General features: G+C 45.6%; 25 protein-coding genes, 10 tRNA genes and 1 rRNA gene. 31 read left to right on the top strand and 5 right to left on the bottom strand.

Annotated features, from left to right (window positions below; all coding sequences use genetic code 11):
- Position 1 precedes the first annotated feature (1 nt).
- On the top strand, positions 2–328 hold the full coding sequence (gene nirD, locus M3212_RS13055) for a nitrite reductase small subunit NirD (RefSeq protein WP_251194412.1): 327 nt from the start codon (positions 2–4) through the stop codon (positions 326–328).
- Here nirD and M3212_RS13050 read toward each other — a convergent pair.
- Together M3212_RS13050 and M3212_RS13045 are read right to left on the bottom strand one after the other, a co-directional pair.
- A complete protein-coding gene (locus M3212_RS13050) occupies positions 325–558 on the bottom strand; it encodes a hypothetical protein (protein ID WP_251194411.1) in 234 nt (77 codons plus the stop codon). The genes nirD and M3212_RS13050 overlap by 4 nt on opposite strands.
- 9 nt (positions 559–567) lie before the next feature.
- Positions 568–876 (bottom strand): winged helix-turn-helix transcriptional regulator, encoded by a 309-nt coding sequence (locus tag M3212_RS13045; protein ID WP_251194410.1) that lies wholly within the window; start codon positions 874–876, stop codon positions 568–570.
- A 189-nt stretch (positions 877–1,065) separates the two neighbouring features.
- On the opposite strand from M3212_RS13045, the gene M3212_RS13040 reads away from it, so the two are divergent.
- Entirely contained in the window at positions 1,066–1,482 is a 417-nt protein-coding gene (locus M3212_RS13040; RefSeq protein WP_251194409.1) for a universal stress protein, read from the top strand.
- Between the two features lie 301 nt (positions 1,483–1,783).
- On the opposite strand, the gene mgtE is transcribed toward M3212_RS13040, so the two are convergent.
- Entirely contained in the window at positions 1,784–3,148 is a 1,365-nt protein-coding gene (gene mgtE, locus M3212_RS13035) for a magnesium transporter (RefSeq protein ID WP_251194474.1), read from the bottom strand.
- A gap of 220 nt (positions 3,149–3,368) precedes the next feature.
- Here mgtE and M3212_RS13030 point away from each other — a divergent pair, with 220 nt between their 5' ends.
- Positions 3,369–3,707 (top strand): DUF2325 domain-containing protein, encoded by a 339-nt coding sequence (locus M3212_RS13030; protein ID WP_251194408.1) that lies wholly within the window; start codon positions 3,369–3,371, stop codon positions 3,705–3,707.
- A gap of 93 nt (positions 3,708–3,800) precedes the next feature.
- Here M3212_RS13030 and M3212_RS13025 read toward each other — a convergent pair whose 3' ends face one another.
- On the bottom strand, positions 3,801–4,550 hold the full coding sequence (locus M3212_RS13025; protein ID WP_251194407.1) for a rhomboid family intramembrane serine protease: 750 nt from the start codon (positions 4,548–4,550) through the stop codon (positions 3,801–3,803).
- A gap of 111 nt (positions 4,551–4,661) precedes the next feature.
- Between M3212_RS13025 and acpS the strand changes: the two genes are divergently transcribed.
- The 14 genes from acpS to M3212_RS12955 all read left to right on the top strand — a co-directional run bounded on the left by acpS (position 4,662) and on the right by M3212_RS12955 (position 16,050).
- Positions 4,662–5,024, top strand: coding sequence for a holo-ACP synthase (gene acpS / locus M3212_RS13020; RefSeq protein ID WP_251194406.1), 363 nt, complete (start codon positions 4,662–4,664; stop codon positions 5,022–5,024).
- Between the two features lie 182 nt (positions 5,025–5,206).
- On the top strand, positions 5,207–6,226 hold the full coding sequence (locus M3212_RS13015) for a LolA family protein (RefSeq protein ID WP_251194405.1): 1,020 nt from the start codon (positions 5,207–5,209) through the stop codon (positions 6,224–6,226).
- 160 nt (positions 6,227–6,386) lie between these two features.
- Entirely contained in the window at positions 6,387–7,514 is a 1,128-nt protein-coding gene (gene alr, locus M3212_RS13010) for an alanine racemase (RefSeq protein ID WP_251194404.1), read from the top strand.
- Positions 7,515–7,723: 209 nt separating this feature from the next.
- Positions 7,724–8,008 carry a CopG family ribbon-helix-helix protein gene (locus M3212_RS13005; RefSeq protein WP_251194403.1) on the top strand — a complete coding sequence of 95 codons (285 nt, stop codon included), beginning with the start codon at positions 7,724–7,726 and terminating at the stop codon, positions 8,006–8,008.
- Positions 8,009–8,011: 3 nt separating this feature from the next.
- Positions 8,012–8,362 (top strand): type II toxin-antitoxin system PemK/MazF family toxin, encoded by a 351-nt coding sequence (locus tag M3212_RS13000; protein ID WP_251194402.1) that lies wholly within the window; start codon positions 8,012–8,014, stop codon positions 8,360–8,362.
- A gap of 371 nt (positions 8,363–8,733) precedes the next feature.
- Complete coding sequence (locus M3212_RS12995; protein ID WP_251194401.1) at positions 8,734–9,552, top strand: RsbT co-antagonist protein RsbRA; 819 nt, start codon at positions 8,734–8,736, stop codon at positions 9,550–9,552.
- A 15-nt stretch (positions 9,553–9,567) separates the two neighbouring features.
- Entirely contained in the window at positions 9,568–9,924 is a 357-nt protein-coding gene (locus tag M3212_RS12990) for an STAS domain-containing protein (protein WP_251194400.1), read from the top strand.
- A gap of 2 nt (positions 9,925–9,926) precedes the next feature.
- On the top strand, positions 9,927–10,340 hold the full coding sequence (locus tag M3212_RS12985; RefSeq protein WP_251194399.1) for an anti-sigma regulatory factor: 414 nt from the start codon (positions 9,927–9,929) through the stop codon (positions 10,338–10,340).
- Positions 10,341–10,352: 12 nt separating this feature from the next.
- Positions 10,353–11,366: a PP2C family protein-serine/threonine phosphatase gene (locus M3212_RS12980; protein ID WP_251194398.1), complete on the top strand. Its 1,014-nt coding sequence runs from the start codon at positions 10,353–10,355 to the stop codon at positions 11,364–11,366.
- 58 nt (positions 11,367–11,424) lie between these two features.
- On the top strand, positions 11,425–11,757 hold the full coding sequence (locus M3212_RS12975; protein ID WP_251194397.1) for an STAS domain-containing protein: 333 nt from the start codon (positions 11,425–11,427) through the stop codon (positions 11,755–11,757).
- Positions 11,754–12,239: an anti-sigma B factor RsbW gene (rsbW, locus tag M3212_RS12970; RefSeq protein ID WP_251194396.1), complete on the top strand. Its 486-nt coding sequence runs from the start codon at positions 11,754–11,756 to the stop codon at positions 12,237–12,239. Before M3212_RS12975 ends, rsbW begins: the two co-directional genes overlap by 4 nt.
- The gene (gene sigB / locus M3212_RS12965; protein ID WP_251194395.1) at positions 12,202–12,987 is read left to right on the top strand and encodes an RNA polymerase sigma factor SigB; all 786 of its coding nucleotides are present in this window, start codon (positions 12,202–12,204) and stop codon (positions 12,985–12,987) included. Before rsbW ends, sigB begins: the two co-directional genes overlap by 38 nt.
- The gene (locus M3212_RS12960; RefSeq protein ID WP_251194394.1) at positions 12,987–13,583 is read left to right on the top strand and encodes a SpoIIE family protein phosphatase; all 597 of its coding nucleotides are present in this window, start codon (positions 12,987–12,989) and stop codon (positions 13,581–13,583) included. The genes sigB and M3212_RS12960 overlap by 1 nt, the downstream gene beginning before the upstream one ends.
- 298 nt (positions 13,584–13,881) lie before the next feature.
- The gene (locus tag M3212_RS12955) at positions 13,882–16,050 is read left to right on the top strand and encodes a Tex family protein (RefSeq protein WP_251194393.1); all 2,169 of its coding nucleotides are present in this window, start codon (positions 13,882–13,884) and stop codon (positions 16,048–16,050) included.
- A gap of 151 nt (positions 16,051–16,201) precedes the next feature.
- On the opposite strand, the gene cmpA is transcribed toward M3212_RS12955, so the two are convergent.
- Entirely contained in the window at positions 16,202–16,336 is a 135-nt protein-coding gene (gene cmpA / locus M3212_RS12950) for a cortex morphogenetic protein CmpA (RefSeq protein ID WP_251194392.1), read from the bottom strand.
- A gap of 83 nt (positions 16,337–16,419) precedes the next feature.
- Between cmpA and M3212_RS12945 the strand changes: the two genes are divergently transcribed.
- From M3212_RS12945 to M3212_RS12880, 14 genes are all read left to right on the top strand, one after another.
- Positions 16,420–16,890, top strand: a complete 471-nt coding sequence (locus M3212_RS12945; RefSeq protein WP_251194391.1) for a SprT family protein — start codon at positions 16,420–16,422, stop codon at positions 16,888–16,890.
- A gap of 227 nt (positions 16,891–17,117) precedes the next feature.
- Positions 17,118–17,192: transfer RNA gene (locus M3212_RS12940), tRNA-Asn, on the top strand.
- A 1-nt stretch (position 17,193) separates the two neighbouring features.
- Positions 17,194–17,284 (top strand) — tRNA-Ser (locus M3212_RS12935).
- A 13-nt stretch (positions 17,285–17,297) separates the two neighbouring features.
- Positions 17,298–17,369 (top strand) — tRNA-Glu (locus tag M3212_RS12930).
- 77 nt (positions 17,370–17,446) lie between these two features.
- Positions 17,447–17,522: transfer RNA gene (locus tag M3212_RS12925), tRNA-Val, on the top strand.
- A 5-nt stretch (positions 17,523–17,527) separates the two neighbouring features.
- Positions 17,528–17,604 (top strand) — tRNA-Asp (locus tag M3212_RS12920).
- Between the two features lie 8 nt (positions 17,605–17,612).
- Positions 17,613–17,695, top strand: a tRNA-Leu gene (locus M3212_RS12915).
- Between the two features lie 26 nt (positions 17,696–17,721).
- A tRNA-Leu gene (locus tag M3212_RS12910) sits at positions 17,722–17,806 on the top strand.
- Between the two features lie 401 nt (positions 17,807–18,207).
- Positions 18,208–19,209: an ATP-binding cassette domain-containing protein gene (locus tag M3212_RS12905; RefSeq protein ID WP_251194390.1), complete on the top strand. Its 1,002-nt coding sequence runs from the start codon at positions 18,208–18,210 to the stop codon at positions 19,207–19,209.
- On the top strand, positions 19,206–20,051 hold the full coding sequence (locus M3212_RS12900) for an ABC transporter permease (RefSeq protein ID WP_251194389.1): 846 nt from the start codon (positions 19,206–19,208) through the stop codon (positions 20,049–20,051). Before M3212_RS12905 ends, M3212_RS12900 begins: the two co-directional genes overlap by 4 nt.
- Before the next feature lie 270 nt (positions 20,052–20,321).
- Positions 20,322–20,398, top strand: a tRNA-Pro gene (locus M3212_RS12895).
- A gap of 115 nt (positions 20,399–20,513) precedes the next feature.
- Positions 20,514–20,587, top strand: a tRNA-Gly gene (locus M3212_RS12890).
- A 42-nt stretch (positions 20,588–20,629) separates the two neighbouring features.
- Positions 20,630–20,706: transfer RNA gene (locus tag M3212_RS12885), tRNA-Ile, on the top strand.
- Between the two features lie 255 nt (positions 20,707–20,961).
- Positions 20,962–21,063 (top strand): 16S ribosomal RNA (locus tag M3212_RS12880); the annotation flags it as partial.

Here is a 21,063-nt window from a genome sequence, read left to right as displayed (position 1 = left end):
AATGAAAACAGCGGATAGTGTAAAGAAAGTAAAAGTGGCCCGCCTTGATGAATTAACGATCGGTCTTGGCAAAAAAGTCGAAATCGCCGGGGAGGAGATCGCGCTCTTTAAGCAGGAGGACCAAAGCGTTCATGCGATTCAAAACCGCTGTCCCCACAAGGGAGGCCCGCTATCGGAAGGAATTGTTAGTGGGGAGCATGTCTTTTGTCCCCTTCATGACTGGAAGGTAAATGTTCGTGACGGCATCGTTCAGGCACCGGATGAGGGCTGCGTCAAACGCTATGAGGTCGAGATAGCGGGGGAGGATATTTATATAAAGCTTTTTTAAAAAAAGTGTGTGTTTTGTCGATTTTGGGAGCTTGAGACAAAGGCAATGGCTTCACAACAAGGTCCTTGAAAAACTTCCTTTTTCGTAATTCGAAGAAGAGTAATGACTACGCTCAATGCTGAAAAGCTGCTCAAAAAAACGAGTTTCACTTTTTCAGCAGCTTCCTCATTGCTTAAAGGCTGGGTAAAAGGTAAAAAAACAACCTTTGTCCCAGCCTCTTCTTTTTCCACTTCGGGCGGTCAAGTCCATTTTTCACCCCATGCTTGAATGGATGCAATCACCGGTTCAAGAGCAAGACCTTTTTCTGTTAAAGAATATTCAATCCGCGTTGGTTTTTCAGGGTAAACTGTCCGGCGCACGACCTGCAGCTGCTCAAGTTCTTTCATTCTTTCAGTTAATATACGATCACTCATATCGGGAATTTGAGCCTTTATATCTTTGAAACGCTTCGGCCCATCTAACAAAACGCGAATAATCAAGCCGGTCCACTTCTTCCCAAGTAAGTCGATGGCCTGCTCATACTTCGGACACATTGTACTGTAATCCATTTTTCTCACCTCGTTCACCTGTAATTTTACCATAATGCCGGAGCAGAAAGTAGATGAGCCTTACGGATTATCTGGCTAAAAGTGCAAAATTGAAACCTGCCGGGACCTTTTTGGGAATCTCTTTGTTTACCGTAACAAGATTAGACAATAATGATAAAATAGTAGTAGTAAAGGTCGGGAGGAGATAGCATGTTTGCAAAAATTGTCGTCGCAGCGGATGGCTCGGAACAATCACTGAAAGCAGCAGAGCAAACGATCGAACTGGCGAAGAAATACAAGTCTTATGTGTTTGTCGTGTATGTTGTTGATGGAACAACGAGCAAATCAGATATTATCAGCACATGGAACGTGCAGGGAATCATGGAAAAACGGATGGAAAAGCTAAAACAGGTGGAAAAATGGGCGGAGACGGAAGGAATTGAATATGAAGTAAAAATTGTCCGTGGGGAACCGGCCGCCTCGATTGTTAAATTTGCCAAAGAAGCCGAAGCTGATTTAATTGTGATCGGCAGCCGCGGACTGAATCCGCTTCAGCAAATGGTTCTCGGTAGCGTCAGCCATAAGGTGGTGAAACGAGCTTTCTGCCCGGTTCTTGTTATAAAATAGGCGTTTGTTCAAGATAGTGTCAAGGCTTATCTTTCTGAAGATGTAGTATACTAATGGGGAAGATGAGAAAAGGTGGGCTAAATAATGAAGTTATCGAATAAAAAATTATTCGCACTTATTGCCTTGATTACGATCATTTACGGACTGGCATTTTGGATTATCGGGCATTTTGTGACAACTTGATAAAAGGAAGGACGGGTGAAGGAACCTGTCGCTTTTCGGGGATAGGAGCTGTCCAAAAATGCAGTCATCGACATTTTTGGACAGCCATTTTCTATTTCCGGGGAAATAGGCCTCAAGTTTACAAAGCGGTTAGCCGCGATAAAAACATAGTAGCAATCCCAAAGTAAATCATTAAGGAAAAAATGTCATTAATTGTTGTAATCAACGGCCCAGAAGCGACGGCCGGGTCAACCCCGAAACGATATAAAAGCAATGGGATGACAGTCCCTGCCAGCGTTCCGACAATTAACGTAATCAATAAAGAAATACCAACTGTAAGTCCAAGTACGAGACTGTCCTGCCAAACAAAGGCGATCAACATAATTAACAGTCCGCATGTGAGCCCGATAATCAGGCCGACCCGCAGTTCGCGAAAAACGAGACTGATGACCGTCCGGCGGTCAATATGATGAGAAATAATACCGCGTACGACAACCGCAAGCGATTGAGTCCCCGTATTACCGGTCATTCCCGCTATCATCGGCATAAAGAAAATAAGGGCGACGACCTGATCCAATGTTTCTTCAAAGCCACTAATAATACTGCCTGAAACAAGTCCGATAAACAGCAGAAGAATAAGCCAGGGTAAGCGGCGGAATGAAGCCGTTAAGGCCTTTGTATTAAAGTCGATATCCTTACCGGAAGCGGAAAGCTTTTCGATATCCTCATTAGCCTCGCGAATCACAACGTCAATCGCATCATCGACTGTAATAATCCCGAGAAGGACATTGTCATCATCGACGACGGGAACCGCGATGAAGTCGTAGCGCTCAATCGTCCGGGCAACTTCTTCCTGATCGGCCTCAACGTGGACGGCAACGACCCGGTTAAACATTAAATCTTCAATTTTATCATCGATTTCAGCGATCAGCAGATCACGATAGGACACAACGCCGACAAGTTTTTTTTCATGGTTAATCACATATAAATAATAAATGTTTTCGGAAAAGCTCGCATAAGCTTTCAATTTATCAACAGCTTGGCGAACGGTTTGATCGGCATGAATCCAGACAAATTGATTTGTCATGAGGCCACCGGCCGTTTCAGCCGGGTAACTCATTAAAGACTGGATGTTTTGAGAGTCTTCTTTTTTCATTACATCAAGAAACTCTTTTATTTTATCGACGGATAGCTCGTTTAATAAATCGGCCAAGTCATCGTTATCCATCAAGTCCATAACTTTTGAGGAACGTTCAATTCCCAGTTGCTGAAGAATTTCAAGCTGGACATCGTACTCCAATTCCTGAATGAGATCGGCGATTTGTCCAGGTGTTAAAAAGGTTAAGAATTTTTGGTGATGTTTCTCCGGCAATCCACGGTAGATTTGGGCAAAATCATAAGGATGAAGTTCATCTAAGAGCTGCTGCAAGGCTCCTCTTTTTGCTTCTTTAATATACTTAATGACCAATACAAGCAATTGGTCTTCTGTCATATTGGCAATCATCTCGTTCACCTCATTTCTGATCATCCTCTATCACTTTACAAAAAAAATCCGACTAAGTAAAATGTTCTTTTTTTAAAGATTTCACCGGTTTGTAAGTAGGAAAGAAGAAGGGAATTGAAAGAGAGAGGGGTGAATCGGCGAAATAAGATTGACATTGAGAATGAATTTCACTTAAAATACTGATAATGAGAATTATTATCAGTATAAGGAGCTGTTATGGATGTCTTCATCTCTATTAATTGTTGGCGCAGATCGGTTAGGATCGATTCCTAAAAAGCTCGAGCAAATGGGTTTTAGTGAGATTAGTCATGTTAGTGGAAGAAAGGTGCAAATGGTAAAGAAGGAAATTCCCGCTCATATTGATTTAATTCTTGTCCTGACAGACTTTATTAATCATAATTTGACGTCCGTACTGAAAAAGAAAGCGGCTGAACAAGAGATCCCAATATGTTACGCGAAGCGTTCGTGGTGTTCGATTTATCAGGCAATTGGCAATTGTGAGTATAATTGTGCAGGCAAAGAGCAATGTCAGCTCGCTTCAAGATCCGGCAAAACGTAGAATCCATTTGGAGAAAACAGCTTTGCCGGAGCTGGGACAGAACTCGTAAAGGCTGTGCCAAAAGGTGAAAAAACCCTTTTGGCACAGCCCTTTTTAAAACAGGCGGGAGGCAAGCCCGATGACGACGAGCAGAATGATAATGGTCCAAATGATCGGCTTGAGCCGTTTGCGCATGTTTTGCCTCTTTTGCCAACGGGCTGGATCAAAGGCGACTTCTCCTTCCTCGTATACGCGCTGACGATAGGCGGAATAGGGACGGACGCCGGTTAAAATAATCGGGCCGAGGGCGGCTCCGGCGATTAATCCAAATAAATGAGCGAAAATATTAATATTTGTTCCGAGGAAGGTCATCACTAAACCGAGACCGATAATCGTCAGAACGAGCTGGGCGTTCGCCTGATCAATCAGCTCTTTTCGGAAAAGAACAATGTAGACATAGAGCCCGAACAGACCAAAGATCGCACCGGAAGCCCCGAGGTGGGGACCATACATTAATCCACCGACCCAAAAAGTCGCGATATTGGCGGCAATACCTGTCAATAAATAGGTAAGAATAAATTTAAACCGGCCCAGCATCTGTTCCAAAGCCGGCCCGAAAATAACGAGAGAAAATGAATTGAACAGAACATGCCCCATCCCGATATGCATAAAGATCGGCGTGACGAGACGCCAGTATTCTCCATTGGCGACATCAAGATTAAATCCGATTCCGTAGGCGAGAATAAGCTCACCAAAAGGCAGGAAGTTCATCCAGACGAAGAGAATCAGATGGATGGCCACGAGTGTTGTAATTACAGGATATTGTTTTCTAAATGAATAAAAGCTCTCATTTCGGATAAACATTCTTCACCCTCCTTCAATATTTGCTATTATAACAGAGAATCACGGTTTTTCCTTTTTTAGAAAACCTATGATTGATCGAGAGAAACATGACGAGCAAAGGAGATCTTGCCTATGATCATCGGGACGGGAATTGATCTGGTTGAATTATCGCGGATTCAACAGTTGGCAGAGCGCCAGCCGCGCTTCATTAACCGAATTTTGACTGAGGCGGAACGAAAGCAGTATGAACGGCTGTCAGCAGCCAGAAAAACAGAGTTTCTCGCCGGGCGTTTTGCTGCCAAGGAAGCTTTTGTAAAAGCGGCAGGAACGGGAATTTCCGGCACGTTTAGCTGGCATGATCTGGAGGTGAGAAAGGAAGCGGCGGGCAGGCCGTATCTCGTCGCCAGGAACTATGAGCAAAAGATTCATTTATCTATTTCTCATAGTAAGACGCAGGCCGTGGCTCAAGTGATCATTGAAAGCTTGGAAAGCTAGTCTGCATATTGCCCAAGGTTGTCTCATATAGTTGTAGTGCGAATAAGAGAGGCTTCCCATTTGAAAAGAAGAGGTGGCGGTTGGCAAACTCCCCAGTCTGTTTGCTGTCCCTCCACTCCAGTACTCTTTTCAAATGAGTTCGCTCTCTTCTTTGGCGTCAAATGAGACAAAGGGGTGAAAGCATGAAAAAAGCAGGATGGGTAGCCGCTCTTACGCTACTATTGGCCATTATGCTCGTAGGCTGCGGTGAAAAATCACAGGAAGACATTATGACTGACCTAGATGGAAAGCTTACCGAAATGACTGGGTATAAGGCGAATTCCACGATGACGTTGGAAACGGGGAATGAGTCACAGACATATGAAGTGGAGGTATGGTATCAGGCGAAAAATTATTATCGCGTTGCCTTGCAAAATCAGGAAAAAGATCAAAGCCAGATTATATTGCGAAACGATGACGGGGTTTTCGTGTTAACACCCGCTTTAAACAAGAGCTTCCGCTTTCAGAGCGATTGGCCGACAAACAGCAGCCAAGTATATTTGTATGAGTCACTGATTCAGGATATTTTAATGGATCCTGAACGCTCCTTCCAGGCGACGGAGGATCATTATGTCTTTCAAACAAACACCAATTATCAAAACAAGAATTTAAGCACTCAGGAAATCACGTTGAACAAAAAGGATCTTTCGCCGGTACAGGTGAAAATCATGAACACCGATTTGGAAGTGCTTGTCCAGCTTGATTTTACCAGCTTTGAATGGAATACAAACTTCAATGAGGGTGATTTCGATATGGAGCGGAATATGACAGGAGCGCAGATGACGGAAGAGCCGGCGATGGCCGAACCGTCCGAGCCGCTAACTGTTCATTATCCAATGTACAGACCTGATGGCACAGAATTTGATTCATCGCAGACAATTGAAACCGAAACAGGACAGCGCGTTGTGCTGCAATATATGGGAGAGCAGCCGTTCACCTTAATTCAGGAGCAGAGTCAGGTCGTTCCTGCTTCTACAGCTTCGACGCCAATGAGCGTCAATGAAGGGGAACCGGTAGATCTGGGCTTTACGATCGGCGTTATGACCGAGGAATCGTTAAGCTGGTCTTACAATGGAGTCGACTTCCTATTGGCTTCCGCTGCTTTGAGCGAGGATGAGATGATGGCGATTGCCCGTTCAGTTTACGGTACACAGGAAAAATAAAATGTGTGATGCAATGTTTTGCCGAGGATGTGTCAAAAGGGAACCGACCTTTTTGTCCATCCTTTTCTTCTTTCAAGGCTGCTTGTCCCATATCATCGGCTCTGACCGTATGCTAAAATAAGAGAGGTAACGGTGGAGAGAGAGTGAAGGGATGAATGAGATGGAGCAGCATTTTCGTGATACATGGGCAGAAGTGTCTCTTTCAGCGATTGCTCATAATGTACAAGCAGTCAAACGTCTCTATGACGAAAAAAAAGTGGCGCTTATTGCCGTCGTAAAGGCGAACGGCTATGGCCACGGTGCGTTAAAGGTTGCTGAAACGGCTTTGGGGGCAGGTGCGACCTATTTGGCGGTTGCCTTGCTCGAAGAAGCGATTCAGCTGAGAGAGGCCGGGATTGAGGCGCCGATTTTGGTGCTTGGCCGAGTTCGTCCGGAATATGCCGGACTGGCAGCCAGGCAAAGGATCAGCCTCACTGTCTTTCAAAAGGAGTGGCTTGAAGAGGCGCCATCCTATATTGAGTCAAACGGGATTGTAAATATTCATGTGAAATTTGATACCGGAATGGGCCGGATCGGAATGCGGACGAAAGAAGAGGCAGCCGCTTTCTTTGAATATGCGAAGAAACAGAAGGCAATTCATATAGAAGGAATTTACACCCATTTCGCGACAGCGGATGAACTCGACCTCGGCTACTATGAACAGCAGCATGAACGATTTTGTGACATGGTCGGCTGGTTGAAGGAGTGGGATGTTCCGCAGCCGCTTTTGCATACCGGCAACAGCGCGGCGGGAATGCGTTTCCCAGAGAAGGCATTTGACTTATTCCGCCTCGGGATTTCCATGTATGGGTTAACGCCTTCACCGGCGATTAAAGCACAGCTGCCCGTTGAACTGAAGCCGGCCTTTTCGCTGAGGTGCCGGCTGGTGCAGGTGAAAAAGCTTCCGGCGGGTGAAGCGATCAGCTACGGCGCAACGTACAGGACATCGGGAGAAGAGTGGATCGGCACTCTTCCGATCGGATATGCAGATGGCTGGCTGCGCTATCACAGTCAACGCGGCGGTGAAGTGCTAGTCAACGGCAAGAGAGCACCATTTGTCGGGCGCATTTGCATGGATCAATGTATGATTCGGCTGCCCGAACCTGTTGATGAAGGAACTGTCGTCACCTTAATTGGAAAAGACGGTGATGATGAGATTACAATGGATGAAGTGGCGGCGCGGCTGGAGACAATCAATTACGAAATTCCATGTGTCATTAGTGAGCGAGTGCCGCGAATATATAGATAATAAAGGGCTGGAAACGGCCGTTCATTTTGCGAAAAACAACGATAGTCAGGCAACGCTCACACCAATAAAAAAATAATGGTTTCGATCGCTGAAAAGCCCTTTGCAATTAAGGATTGCAAATGCTATGATTAATGTTGGATATAAGAGTTGTATTCAGTAAGTAATACAAAGCGACTAACGAGAGATTTCATGGTTGATGCTGGGGGTGGATGTGTGTGACGGAGCAAGGCACTAAGCGCATTGTAGTAAATTTGCCACAACATTTGTTGAACGAGGTGGACGGTGTGATCAAACAGGAAAACGTCAATCGAAGTGAGTTTATTTCACAGGCAACAAAGATGTATTTGCGTGAACGAAAAAGACGTCATATTCGTGAAACGATGCAGCAAGGCTATATGGAAATGGCAAAAATCAACCTAAACATTGCCTCAGAATCTTTTCTTGCCGAGGAGGAAGCAGAGAATACCCTCGATCGCTTAGTGAGCGGGGTGTAGCCTTTGATTGTCAAAAGAGGCGATGTCTATTTTGCCGACCTCTCTCCTGTGGTTGGCTCTGAGCAGGGCGGTGTAAGGCCAGTCCTCATTATTCAAAATGATATTGGCAACCGCTTTAGTCCGACTGTAATTGTCGCAGCGATCACTGCGCAAATTCAAAAAGCAAAATTACCGACTCATGTTGAAATCAATGCAAAGCGCTATGGATTTGATCGTGATTCAGTTATTTTGCTTGAACAGGTACGAACGATTGACAAACAAAGATTAACCGATAAGATCACTCACTTGGACGATGATATGATGAACCGAGTGAATGATGCCTTGTTCATTAGCTTGGGATTGATCGATTTTTAACAGTGGAGCCGGGATTTAGGTGTCCTGCCGAGAGAAGCCTGCTTCCGGCAGGACACCGGCTTCGCGCGTGGCAAAGAGCATGTCCAAAAAGCCTTGGCTTTTTGGACATGCTCTTTGCCATATGTGGTTTTAACAGAATTGAAAAAGGGTAATGAGTAAGGATGCAGTCATTTAAGGTAGGATACAATCTGTCTGGCCTTTTATGGATTCAGGAAGGAGCGGGAAAGCCTGTTCAGGAAGGCGTCGGCGCCGCTCGCCCAAGGTTCCTGCTCGTTGGGACCTTGTTACGAACAAAAAGTGAAATAATCTTTGCAACTGTAAATTACTCATGAAATAATGAAAGTAGAAGATTAAATTGGAGGAAAAAACGCATGCAACCTTATATCGTCTCTTTTATTTTAAAGAACCGTCAAACATTGATTGAGCGTTGGGAGGAAGAACTCGGAGCTGTTCGGGATGAAAATTACCTCGGCTCCGTTTCTGAATCAGTCTTTGAAAATACGAATCACGATTTCATGCAATTTATTATAGAAATCATTGAGGTGGATCAAGAGCTGGCCAAGGAACGATTAAGTGCATTTGCGGAACGCTATATTCAAGGCGGCTGGCCGCTTGCTTACTTCACAAAGGGTCTACAAGCCTTTCGCCGGGTTCTTCTTGTCGTCCTTGCAGAGAATGAGAGCGAAGTAAGTGAGTTGGTTAAAACCTTCAGTGAACTGGAAAATTGGATCGATGGCGTTATTAACCAGCTCGTCTATGATTATACAGGCTCCTGGGAAGATATCTTCGAGATGCAGAAATTGTCGCTGTTGGAGCTATCAGCGCCGCTTATTCCGGTTTTTCAGGGAGTAACGGTCATGCCACTAATCGGCACGATTGATACCCAGCGCGCAAAGCTAATTATGGAAAATCTGCTCGATGGTGTCATCAAGCACCGCTCTCAAGTCGTTCTCATTGATATTACGGGGGTGCCTGTCGTTGATACGATGGTCGCTCACCATATTATCCAGGCCTCAGAGGCGGTCCGACTTGTCGGCGCAACTTGCATCCTTGTCGGAATTCGGCCGGAAATCGCCCAGACGATAGTAAATTTGGGAATTGATCTGAGTAAGTTTCCGACGAAGAGCACACTGAAAAAAGGAATTGAATCGGCATTAGAAATGACGAATAAAAAAATGGTTGATTTGTAGTTTGGAGGGTGAAAAATGAGGATTCCGATTTTGAAATTAAATCAATATCTATTGATCAGTATTCAAGTTGAATTAGATGATCAAACCGCCCTGGAGTTTCAGGAGGACCTGCTGCAAAAAATTCATGTGGAAGGCTCTTCGGGGGTCGTGATTGATCTAACTTCTGTTGATATGATTGATTCGTTTATTGCCAAGGTGCTGGGCGATGTTGTTGATATGTCAAACTTGATGGGAGCGAAAGTTGTTCTGACTGGGATTCAGCCAGCTGTGGCAATCACGCTTATTGATATGGGTATCAAACTTGATTCAGTGCCAACAGCGTTGGATTTGGAGCAGGGATTAGAGAAGCTACAACAGGAATTGGAGGGATAAACATGGAGACCCAATCCTGTGTAGAAGTGAAGAACGAATGGGGAATTGTTGCGGCTAGACAAGCCGGGCGGACACTATCGAAGGAAATCGGCTTTGGCAACGTGGACCAGGCCCGGATTACCACGGCAATTTCAGAACTGGCGCGTAATATTTATTTATACGCAAAGCCTGGGGAAATCTGTTTAGAAGTCGTAGAGAAGACAACAAAAACAGGATTGAAAAAAGGAATACAAATTGTCGCGCGTGACCGGGGGCCAGGTATTCCGGACATTAGGCAGGTAATGATTGACGGATTTACGACATCTGGAGGAATGGGAGCAGGACTGCCGGGTGTAAAGCGATTAATGGATGAATTTACGATTGACTCAAAGACCGGTGAAGGGACAACCGTCACCGCAACAAAATGGCTCCGATAAAGGAGGGCTTCTGTGAAGCAAACTGTTCAAAATCTCGAGCAAGCATATAAACATATACTAGAAACCTTTCTTCATCACAAAACGGAGCAAGGTTTATATCAAGCTCAACAATTTAGCAAGTTACTTCTTGAACATCAAATTTCACCTGAAGAATTCGTCAGCATCCATCGGGGAGTGTTGGAGGAACTGTTTCCGACCGTCCCTGATAAAGTCATTGATTCGTTTGATTTATTGCTTGAAGTGATGATGGGGTATGGGCTGGCTTATCGAGAGCACCAGAGCTTAAGGAGCAGGCAGCGGGAGCTGGAGTCTGAGATTGATGTAGCAGCCAATATGCAGCAGACATTGCTGCCGGCCGCTATCCCGGATATTGATTCACTCGATATTGGCGTTATTAGTGTTCCGGCAAATAAGATGAGCGGCGATTATTATCATTATATCCTTGATGACCATGGCTGCCTTGGAGTGGCAATTGCCGACATTATTGGCAAGGGTGTGCCGGCCGCTTTGTGTATGTCGATGATTAAATATGCGATGGACAGCCTCCCTGAGCAGCGGTTGCAGCCAGGAGCTTTATTAGAGAATTTAAACCGCGTCGTTGAGCAAAATGTCGATGACAGTATGTTTATTACGATGATGTACGGGTCGTATGATCCCGGTACCCATGAATTTTGCTATTCGGGAGCGGGACACGAGCCGGGCTTTTTCTATCATGCTGACCGCGACGAATTTCAGGAGCTTCAGGCAAAGGGCCTTGTGCTGGGTGTATCGCGGAAAACAAAATTCACTGAATATCAACTACAAGTCCAAAAAGGGGACTTTATTATTTTTCTGTCCGACGGTGTAACGGAATGCCGGGTTGGAGATCATTTTATTGAGCGCAGTGAAATTATTTCGCTAATTCGCAAGTACATGCATCTATCGGCGCAGCAGCTTGTTGACAATGTGTATCAGGAGCTTGTCAAGCTGCAAGGATTTATTCTGAGAGACGATTTCACCTTGATGATCATCCGCAGGGAAGTTTAATTTATCGCTTATTGTGGTATTGATCATTATAATAAGGTCGCAAGAAGGGAGATCAATGATGAATTTATCAATACGTCATGAAGATAAAGAGGGATTCAGTATTTTATTCTTGGAAGGGGAAATAGATGCCTATACAGCACCGAAGCTGCGTGAGGCGCTTATACCGCTGGCCGAAAGACCGGGTCAGCAGATAACGGTCGATTTATCTGAGGTTGGGTATATTGACAGTACAGGGCTTGGCATTTTTATCGGCGCATTGAAGGCCACTCATAGTCATAACGGAACATTGAAACTGACAGGAATGTCAGAACGTGTCCAGCGCCTTTTTACAATTACAGGTTTAGATGAAGTCATTGCCATTGAGAAGGTTGAAGAGGAGGAAATGAAATGAAGCAGCACGAAGCCGATCACATCCAGATGAGCATTCCTGCTAAACCTGAGTATGTAGGTGTTGTTCGTTTGACTGTTTCTGGAGTTGCGAATCGACTGGGTTTTACATATGACGAGATTGAGGATATGAAGATCGCTGTCGCAGAAGCATGTACAAACGTTGTCGACCATGCTTATCAAGAGGGCGGGACGATGAATGTCTCTTTTTATCTCTACTCGAACAGAATGGAAATTATTGTAGCGGATCGTGGTCAAAGTTTTGATGTAGACAATTTACGTGACCGTTTAGGGCCGGTAGACTCGACAAAGCCTGTCGGGGATTTGAAAGAGGGGGGGCTCGGTTTATTTCTCATTAATACTCTCATGGATAAAGTGGAGATTAATGATGAGTCAGGTGTTGTCCTAATGATGACGAAGTTCCTACAAGGAGATGGGGTGGAACATAATGTCAGCGGAGTCTCTTCGGCACAGCCAGAACAATGAACAGATCTATGAATGGATTAAGAGTTACCAGGAAACGAAGGACGAAGATGCCCAATATTATTTAGTAAAGCATTATGAAGCATTAGTGCGCTCGCTGGCCCGTAAGTTCTCCAAAGGCAGAGAATACGATGAAGATATGTTTCAGGTCGGAATGGTCGGGCTGCTGGCTGCTTTAGAAAGATACGACGAAACCTTTGGCCGCAGCTTTGAGTCTTTTGCCGTGCCGACTATCGTCGGAGAGATTAAACGGTTTATTCGCGACAAAACATGGAGCGTTCATGTCCCACGGCGGATAAAGGAACTCGGTCCGAAAATAAAAAAAGCAGTTGAGGCGTTAACGGTTGAATATCAGCGTTCCCCTTTAGTCCATGAAATTGCAGCATATCTGGAAGTTTCTGAGGAAGATGTCCTCGAAACGATGGAGATGAGCAAGAGTTATCAGGCGCTGTCGGTCGACCGGTCTTTAGAGGCTGACCAGGAGGGCGGGGAAGTAACGTTGCTCGACCTTGTTGGCAAAGAAGAATCAGGATATGAAATGACAGATCGTAAAATTCTATTGGAAAAAGCTTTTCAAATTTTGAATGAAAGAGAAAAGCAAATTCTCTATTTGACGTATTTCGATAATCTTAGTCAAAAGGAAACGGGAGAAAAGCTTGGCATATCACAAATGCATGTCTCCCGCCTGCAGCGAAGGGCGTTGGAAAAACTGAGAGAATCGATTCGAATGGAACCAACGGAGATATTATAATGATTAGCTATTACGATGATGGGAAAATTGAAGTCGCTATTTTAGAACAAGCCAAGCCGGGGAAGGCCTGTTGTGGAGATGCGCATACTGTGATTCATACAGAGGAGTACACAGTATGTGCGGTTGCTGATGGACTTGGAAGTGGGGAAGGGGCCCTTCAGTCGGCAAAAGCGGCAATCGAAACGATTGAGGCGAATCACCATGCCTCTGTTGAAGAAATGATGGAAGCCTGTAACGAGTCGCTCCTATTTATGCGGGGGGCGGTCATGACGATTATAAAAGTTGATTACGTGCGGTCCGAAATTTGCTATAGCAATGTCGGGAATATAGGATTTGTCTTTCACTTCCCGGATGGGAAAACAATTCAGCCGATTCCGTCCCGAGGTTATTTATCAGGTAAGAAGCAAACGATAAAAAGTCAGTGCTTCAAGTACGAAAAAGGGAGTGCGTTCCTGTTATTCTCGGACGGGATTCAAACTCCCCCATCGAAGAACATGCTGTTGAAAATGACTTCTCCAAAGAAAGCGGCGGAAGAGCTTTTTCCGGCCGACGGATACGCGATTGATGATGTTACGTTACTTGTTGGGAAATTATAAGCTGAGATGAGTTTGTCTCAAAGGGTCTTTGGCATCTTCCTTTTGAGACGAACTCTTTTTTTATTGGTAAAACGTGAAGCAACGAAAGGCCACTGCGGCTCTTTGAGGGTAAGGAATTCCTGGGCTGAGTCGAAGAAGAGCGTCGGCTCCGCACGTTACACGGAGGGCTGAAAGAAGATCGTATTCATCCCTCCTCCCTGATTGTACCGGCTCCGCCCGGCGCTTCTAACAAAGCCGCTGCGCGGCTTTCTTATTGTGTGCTATGATAGGTTTATTCCGTTGATAAGAGGTGTGGAAGATGGATAGCCAATTGGAAAGCAAAACCGTACAAATGATTGCTGAAGAGCTTACGATAAAGGAAACATACATAAAGCAGCTTATTCAACTGGTGGCTGAAGGGAATACGGTTCCTTTTATCGCCCGTTACCGGAAAGAGATGACTGGTGGACTTGATGAAGTGCAAATCCGTGCGATTACGGAAAGATGGGAGTACGCAAACCAGCTGTATACGAGACAGCAGGAGGTGCTCCGCTTAATTGATGAGCAGGGGAAGTTAACAGCCGAGCTGCGGCAGGCGATTGAACAGGCGCAAAAGCTGCAGGAGATTGAGGATTTATACCGTCCCTACAAGCAAAAAAGAAGAACAAGAGCGACAATCGCAAAAGAAAAAGGGCTGGAGCCTTTTGCTGAGTGGCTGATCACATTTCCGCTTGAAATCACGATTAAAAAAGAGGCCGAGGCCTATCTTTCGGAAGAGCATGAGCTGTCGGACACAGAATCGGTCATTCAAGGGGCAAAGGATATTATCGCCGAGTGGGTTTCTGATGATGCCGATATTCGCAAAATGATTCGCTTACTTGGTTTCAAGGAAGGGAAAATAAAAACGACCGTTAAGGAAAAGGAACAGGATGAAAAGGGCGTTTTTGAAATGTATTATGAGTACGAAGAAGCGATTAAAGCGATAGTCCCTCACCGAGTGTTGGCGATGAACCGGGGAGAAAAGGAAGGGATTTTACGTGTCAGTCTGAGCTTTCCGGTCGAACGCATTCTTGGTGATATCGAAAGAAGGTACATATCAGTGCCGCATTCGCCCGCTGCGATCATCGTGAAAGAGGCGATCGAAGAAGGCTATAAGCGCTTGATTGAACCTTCGATCGAACGTGAAATTCGCAATGAGCTGACCGAAAAGGCAGAGGAGCAGGCGATTCATATATTTTCGGAGAATTTACGCCACTTATTACTTCAGCCGCCGATGAAGGACAAGGTTGTTCTTGGTGTTGACCCTGCCTACCGGACAGGGTGTAAGCTGGCGGTTGTGGATGAGACTGGTAAAGTATTGGATATTGCTGTAGTTTATCCAACTCCTCCCCGTAATGAGAAGGAAAAAGCAGCGAATACGGTAAAGGCGTTAATCAGGAAGCATCGTGTCGAAATGATCGCTATCGGCAATGGGACAGCGTCGAGGGAGACAGAGCAATTTATTGCTGATCTAATGAAGGAATTGGATAGCTCGATTTATTATCTCATTGTGAACGAAGCGGGAGCGAGTGTCTACTCTGCCTCGGAATTAGGGAGAGAGGAGTTTCCGGATCTTCAGGTGGAGGAAAGAAGCGCCGCTTCGATTGCGAGACGGCTGCAGGATCCATTAGCAGAACTGGTGAAGATCGACCCGAAGTCAGTCGGTGTTGGTCAATATCAGCATGATGTCTCCCAAAAGCGCCTAAATGAGTCGTTGACCTTTGTCGTAGAAACGGTTGTAAACCAGGTCGGCGTAAACGTAAATACCGCATCTGTCGCCTTGCTGCAATATGTTGCTGGGCTCTCGAAAACAGTCGCAACGAATATCGTGAAGCGAAGGGAAGAGGAAGGAAGATTGACGAGCCGTGCTCAATTAAAGAAAGTTCCGCGCCTTGGGGCGAAAACATATGAACAGGCGATTGGTTTCCTCCGTATTTTGGACGGGAGTCAGCCTCTTGACGCAACGGCAATCCACCCGGAAAGCTATCCGGATACAAAGCGGTTGCTTGAAGAGATCGGCTCTTCGGTAAAGGAGCTCGGCACAGAGCAATTGAAAGAAAAGCTGCAAAGCGTTAACGTCAGGGAGATGGCGGAGACGCTGGGCATCGGGGTTCCGACGTTAAAGGATATTATTGATTCACTGATCCGCCCATCGCGCGATCCGCGTGATGAAGTCGCGAAGCCATTATTAAAGCAAGGAGTGCTTCAACTTGAAGATCTGCAGGTCGGCATGGAGCTGCAAGGAACGGTGCGCAATGTCGTTGATTTTGGTGCTTTTGTCGACATCGGGGTTAAACAGGACGGCCTCGTACACATTTCGAAGCTGACGAACCGTTTTGTGAAGCACCCGCTTGAGGTTGTCGCAGTAGGGGAGATTGTCACGGTTTGGGTGGAACAGGTCGATGTGCAAAAGGGTAGAATTGCGCTGACGATGAAGCAGCAGTCATAGTCTCTCGTATGGTCTGAGTCAGCTCATCTTAAAAGCCAGGCGTGAAGCAAGCAGGAAGGTCAGTTGATGATTTCCTGCTTGCCTTGTAAGATAAGGGTGGTTATGAAGTGCCGTCCTATACAGCAAAGTGCTTTTGGGGCAGCTTCGGCCTTTATTTTTGTTGCTGGCGCTTAGGCTGTGTATACTTTTTCTTGTAATAAAACCAGCATTGATTCAAAATTCTGATCTGATAGCTGTCTTTTTGGAGGTATGCACGTTTTAACTGTTGTCTTAGCCAGGTAGGCATAAGCGTCCATCTCCTTATAACATGCCTTATTTTCGTTAGTATATGAAGCAAGGTTTGTCAAAGTTGAAGAAACGGTGAAAATTATGGATAAAAATTTTTTGCAGGCAGAGAATGATCAGCTTCAGGCGCTGGTCGAGGAAATATCATTGGAATACTTCGGGCTCCCTTTTGTGCATCGGGCCATCTTTAATAACAGGCTCAGAACAACAGGGGGGCGCTATATGCTGAAAAGCCATAACATCGAGATTAACCCGAAGCAGTTGCAGCACTTCGGTATAGCTGAAGTCATTGGAATTATCAAGCATGAACTTTGTCATTATCACCTGCATTTGCAAGGGAAAGGCTACCAGCATCGTGATCCTGAATTTAAAGAGCTGCTGGAGAAGGTAGGCGCCCCCCGCTATTGTCAGGTCATTCCAGGTACTCTTAATAAGAAGCAAATGATTCACGTTTATCAATGTACGAATTGTGAGCTTGTTTTTGAACGGAAGCGGCGAATCAAATTGCAGAAATATGTCTGTGGGAGATGTCGCGGCAAGCTGAAAAAAATATAAAAAACCTATTGCCTATTTTGATGCGCCTATGCTATATTATAGAAGTCGCTGAACGGGAGGAAAGAAATAGTTGACTTGTTCCGGCTGATTTAATATAATACATAAAGTCGATATTGAGACTTTTTCATAGTAACTCAGCGACAAGAAAAGCTTCGTTGAAGAGACTACAATGGCATCGAAGCGAGTCTCTCAAGAGAAAGAGACAGGTACCACAAGTGTACAACTATTCCACAGTAGCTCAGTGGTAGAGCAATCGGCTGTTAACCGATCGGTCGTAGGTTCGAGTCCTACCTGTGGAGCCACGGAGAAGTACCCAAGTGGCTGAAGGGGCGCCCCTGCTAAGGGTGTAGGTCGCGCGAGCGGCGCGAGGGTTCAAATCCCTCCTTCTCCGCCACTTTTTGAAATCTGGCCCGTTGGTCAAGCGGTTAAGACACCGCCCTTTCACGGCGGTAACACGGGTTCGAATCCCGTACGGGTCATTTGCGTTTTTTAGATCGGTTAAGACGAGAAAAAGCAATACGTTTAGAGAATGGTAGACAAGCATTGAAAATTAGTTGGAGGATTAGCTCAGCTGGGAGAGCACCTGCCTTACAAGCAGGGGGTCGGCGGTTCGATCCCGTCATCCTCCACCATATTTGGTCCGGTAGTTCAGTTGGTTAGAATGCCTGCCTGTCACGCAGGAGGTCGCGGGTTCGAGTCCCGTCCGGACCGCCAACACTTTTGCGGGTGTGGCGGAATTGGCAGACGCGCTAGACTTAGGATCTAGTGTCCTTGTGACGTGGGGGTTCAAGTCCCTTCACCCGCACTTGTTTTTAAACTTTAATTGAATAAGCGGTTGTGGCGGAATGGCAGACGCGCTAGGTTGAGGGCCTAGTGGGAGTTAAATCCCGTGGAGGTTCAAGTCCTCTCAACCGCATCATCTTTTAAGATTAATACTAACGCTTTTGAGTGTTGGTATTTTTTTTATTGCTTGATACATGGTAGTTGAAAACGGCCGGAGGGTTCTATTGCAGGAATGTAAAGAAGATGTGGAATTAGTGTGAATGTCTATCCTTCATTGATTCGGTTCGTTTTTAAATCTTATAATAAGGAAGTGGATTGCAGCAGTTCAATAATTATCCACAATGTCGATATCTCTCTTTAAATTGCAGCTGTTTGATTTCAGTGAAGAAAGGGTGAATAAGACAACCTGAAACGTTATATTGTCTAATGTTTGGCTAAAAGGGACACGAAGTACAGATTTTTTTCGTTCAAGTCAGGTGAATTCGCCTTCTCGACATAATGTGGAGGTAAGGGTCAAATTGAAGGGAGAAGAGGATGACAATTAACGAACCAAAAAGCTCGACTGAAGAATGGGCGGTAGAAGCGAAAGGACTTGTTAAAACATTCGGTGATTTCAGAGCGGTGGATGGAGTCGATTTGAAGATTCGAAAAGGGTCAGTATACGGGTTTTTAGGACCGAATGGTGCCGGTAAAACGACAACGATCCGAATGCTGGCTACGTTGCTGACGCCGGATGGAGGAAGCGCCCGGATTTTCGGTCATGACCTTGCTACGGAAACGGCAGCGATTCGCAGTCGGATCAGCTTGACCGGACAATATGCCTCCATTGATGAAGATTTAACAGGAGTGGAAAACTTGGTGCTGATTTCTCGTCTGATGGGCTATTCGCGTCGTGAGGCGAAAATACGGGCCAATGAGCTGCTCTCTGCTTTCAATTTAACTGAGGCTGCCAAACGTCAGGTCAAAAATTACTCTGGCGGAATGAGACGTAGAATTGATATCGCTGCAAGTATTGTTGTTACTCCGGATTTGTTGTTTCTTGATGAACCGACTACCGGGCTTGATCCTCGAAGCCGCAACCAAGTGTGGGATATTGTGCGGGCATTGACTCAGGTTGGAACTACCGTACTGTTGACTACACAGTATTTGGAAGAGGCAGACCAGCTTGCCGACCGAATTGCGGTGATTAACAAAGGGAAGATCATTGCGGAAGGAACGAGTGGAGAGTTAAAAGCCTCCGTTGGCTCCGGAACTTTGCATGTCCGGCTGCTTGATCCATCAGAGCGGGAGCGCGCTGTCGCGATTCTCGAAAACCGTCTCGGTGCCGCTCTCCATGAGACGGCAGACGATTCGGCCCTAATCGCCCAACTAGAGGAACCTTCTTTAGCCGCTGAAGCGTTGAATGATTTATTTCGGGAAAATATCGGGGTGAGTGATTTTTCCTTGGGTCAGCCGAGTCTTGATGAAGTGTTTTTAACTTTAACTGGCGAATCAGTTCAACAGGCTGAACGCTCAGGCGAGGAGGGAGCAAGTTGAACAAACCATCTACGATTCCATCGCCGGAGAGTGTCAATAGCAGAAAGTTGCATGAGGCGATTGCATCAAGTAAACGCCCAAGTCCGCCAAATCCGGCTGCTTCGACTATGGCATTTGCAACCAGAGCGTTGTTGCGGATAAAACATATTCCTGAGCAACTGTTCGACGTTACGGCATTTCCAATCATATTTTTACTGATGTTCACGTATTTATTCGGAGGGGCGATTGCCGGCTCGACGAGTGATTACTTACAGTTTTTGCTTCCGGGTATTCTCGTTATGACGGTTTGCCAAATTACGATGTACACAGGTGTGGACCTTAATAATGATATTCGTAAAGGGATATTTGACCGTTTCCGGACGCTGCCAATCTGGCTTCCTTCCGCACTGGCCGGGTCATTGCTCATAGATTCTGTTCGTTATATTATGGCTTCAACGATCATGATTGTTCTCGGTCTAGTTTTAGGATTTCGCCCGGAAGGTGGTTTCATTGGCGTTCTTGGAGCGATCGTCCTCATTATTATTTTCTGCTTCAGTCTTTCTTGGATCTGGACGACACTCGGTATTGTGATGCGCTCAGAAAAGTCGTTGATGATGGCAAGCATGATGGTCCTTTTTCCCTTGACGTTTGTTAGCAATGTGTTTGTAGAGCCGGAAACGTTGCCGGGATGGTTGCAGGGATTTGTCAATATCAATCCAATATCGCTGTTGGTTGCTGCAGTCCGTGGTTCGATGCATGGAACGGCTACCTTCCAGGACATCGGCTGGGTGCTGCTGGCTTCTGCCGTGTTGATTATTTTATTTGCACCGTTAACGATGTATCTTTATCGGAATAAGAAATAGTGGTAACAGGGGCTGGGACAAATGTTATTTTGCCCAGCCCATAAGCAATGTACGGATGCTAGGATTATTTAAAGTCAGGTGTGAGCGGGTTTCTCACGATGGATTGTTTCAAGCTCTTCTTTCTTTATGAAATCGCAGAATGGCAAGCCCTTTGCGTAACATAATAAAATTGATTTTAATTTAGATAAAAAAAAGCTTGCATCTTTGGTTGGAAGCGTGCTATATTAATTCTTGTCGAAAGATTGCTGGTTTGCAACTGGAAAATCTAAACGGGAAGTGGCTCAGCTTGGTAGAGCACCTGGTTTGGGACCAGGGGGTCGCAGGTTCAAATCCTGTCTTCCCGACCATTTCTAATATGGCGAATGTTGGCATCCATAAAAAGAGCCTCGACTTATGAGCTTCGTTAAATAACAGGAAGAGGCATAAAATAGCGCGTTCGTCAATATAATGAAAAAACGTCATGCGGGTGTAGTTTAGTGGTAAAACCTCAGCCTTCCAAGCTGATGTCGTGAGTTCGATTCTCATCACCCGCTCCAAATATGAAATAAAAGCAAGGTGCTTTTTTTATGCCCTTTTTAGGGCCTGTAGCTCAGCTGGTTAGAGCGCACGCCTGATAAGCGTGAGGTCGGTGGTTCGAGTCCACTCAGGCCCACCAGAAAATGATTTAAAAAAGTTCTTGATTTTTTGGTCGGAGGCTTGTATTATTATAAAGTCGCCATAAACGACAACGAGTTCTTTGAAAACTGAACAAAAGCCAAGCGAAAAAAAGGTGACGAATGTCACCGTCAAAAAAGCCAGCGGAGCCTGCATAAGGTTTTGGAAGCAAGAGACGAAGTGGTTTTCTTCGGCTATTGCTGAGTGCAGAGTGGAGCGGTTTTAAAAAAATTAAGAGCTTAATCAGCTCACCATTTTCATGGAGAGTTTGATCCTGGCTCAGGACGAACGCTGGCGGCGTGCCTAATACATGCAAGTCGAGCGGGTGAACCTGACAGATTCCTTCGGGATGACGTCA

Origin of the sequence: Halalkalibacter oceani, assembly GCF_023715705.1 — a bacterium.
GTDB lineage: Bacteria > Bacillota > Bacilli > Bacillales > Bacillaceae_D > Halalkalibacter > Halalkalibacter oceani_A.
This window is presented reverse-complemented; position numbering and strand designations above follow the sequence as displayed.

What these genes read in the sequence shown, in the direction of transcription:
- sigB (WP_251194395.1), top strand. Translation starts at nt 12,202, where the DNA reads ATGTCAGCGGAGTCTCTTCGGCACAGCCAGAACAATGAACAGATCTAT.
- M3212_RS12960 (WP_251194394.1), top strand. Translation starts at nt 12,987, where the DNA reads ATGATTAGCTATTACGATGATGGGAAAATTGAAGTCGCTATTTTAGAA.
- acpS (WP_251194406.1), top strand. Translation starts at nt 4,662, where the DNA reads ATGATCATCGGGACGGGAATTGATCTGGTTGAATTATCGCGGATTCAA.
- cmpA (WP_251194392.1), bottom strand. Translation starts at nt 16,336, where the DNA reads ATGCCTACCTGGCTAAGACAACAGTTAAAACGTGCATACCTCCAAAAA.
- M3212_RS12995 (WP_251194401.1), top strand. Translation starts at nt 8,734, where the DNA reads ATGCAACCTTATATCGTCTCTTTTATTTTAAAGAACCGTCAAACATTG.
- M3212_RS13030 (WP_251194408.1), top strand. Translation starts at nt 3,369, where the DNA reads ATGTCTTCATCTCTATTAATTGTTGGCGCAGATCGGTTAGGATCGATT.
- M3212_RS12985 (WP_251194399.1), top strand. Translation starts at nt 9,927, where the DNA reads ATGGAGACCCAATCCTGTGTAGAAGTGAAGAACGAATGGGGAATTGTT.
- mgtE (WP_251194474.1), bottom strand. Translation starts at nt 3,148, where the DNA reads ATGATTGCCAATATGACAGAAGACCAATTGCTTGTATTGGTCATTAAG.
- nirD (WP_251194412.1), top strand. Translation starts at nt 2, where the DNA reads ATGAAAACAGCGGATAGTGTAAAGAAAGTAAAAGTGGCCCGCCTTGAT.
- M3212_RS12990 (WP_251194400.1), top strand. Translation starts at nt 9,568, where the DNA reads ATGAGGATTCCGATTTTGAAATTAAATCAATATCTATTGATCAGTATT.
- M3212_RS13045 (WP_251194410.1), bottom strand. Translation starts at nt 876, where the DNA reads ATGGATTACAGTACAATGTGTCCGAAGTATGAGCAGGCCATCGACTTA.
- M3212_RS12905 (WP_251194390.1), top strand. Translation starts at nt 18,208, where the DNA reads ATGACAATTAACGAACCAAAAAGCTCGACTGAAGAATGGGCGGTAGAA.
- M3212_RS13040 (WP_251194409.1), top strand. Translation starts at nt 1,066, where the DNA reads ATGTTTGCAAAAATTGTCGTCGCAGCGGATGGCTCGGAACAATCACTG.
- M3212_RS12945 (WP_251194391.1), top strand. Translation starts at nt 16,420, where the DNA reads ATGGATAAAAATTTTTTGCAGGCAGAGAATGATCAGCTTCAGGCGCTG.
- M3212_RS13005 (WP_251194403.1), top strand. Translation starts at nt 7,724, where the DNA reads ATGTGTGTGACGGAGCAAGGCACTAAGCGCATTGTAGTAAATTTGCCA.
- M3212_RS13015 (WP_251194405.1), top strand. Translation starts at nt 5,207, where the DNA reads ATGAAAAAAGCAGGATGGGTAGCCGCTCTTACGCTACTATTGGCCATT.
- M3212_RS12955 (WP_251194393.1), top strand. Translation starts at nt 13,882, where the DNA reads ATGGATAGCCAATTGGAAAGCAAAACCGTACAAATGATTGCTGAAGAG.
- M3212_RS13025 (WP_251194407.1), bottom strand. Translation starts at nt 4,550, where the DNA reads ATGTTTATCCGAAATGAGAGCTTTTATTCATTTAGAAAACAATATCCT.
- alr (WP_251194404.1), top strand. Translation starts at nt 6,387, where the DNA reads ATGGAGCAGCATTTTCGTGATACATGGGCAGAAGTGTCTCTTTCAGCG.
- M3212_RS12975 (WP_251194397.1), top strand. Translation starts at nt 11,425, where the DNA reads ATGAATTTATCAATACGTCATGAAGATAAAGAGGGATTCAGTATTTTA.
- rsbW (WP_251194396.1), top strand. Translation starts at nt 11,754, where the DNA reads ATGAAGCAGCACGAAGCCGATCACATCCAGATGAGCATTCCTGCTAAA.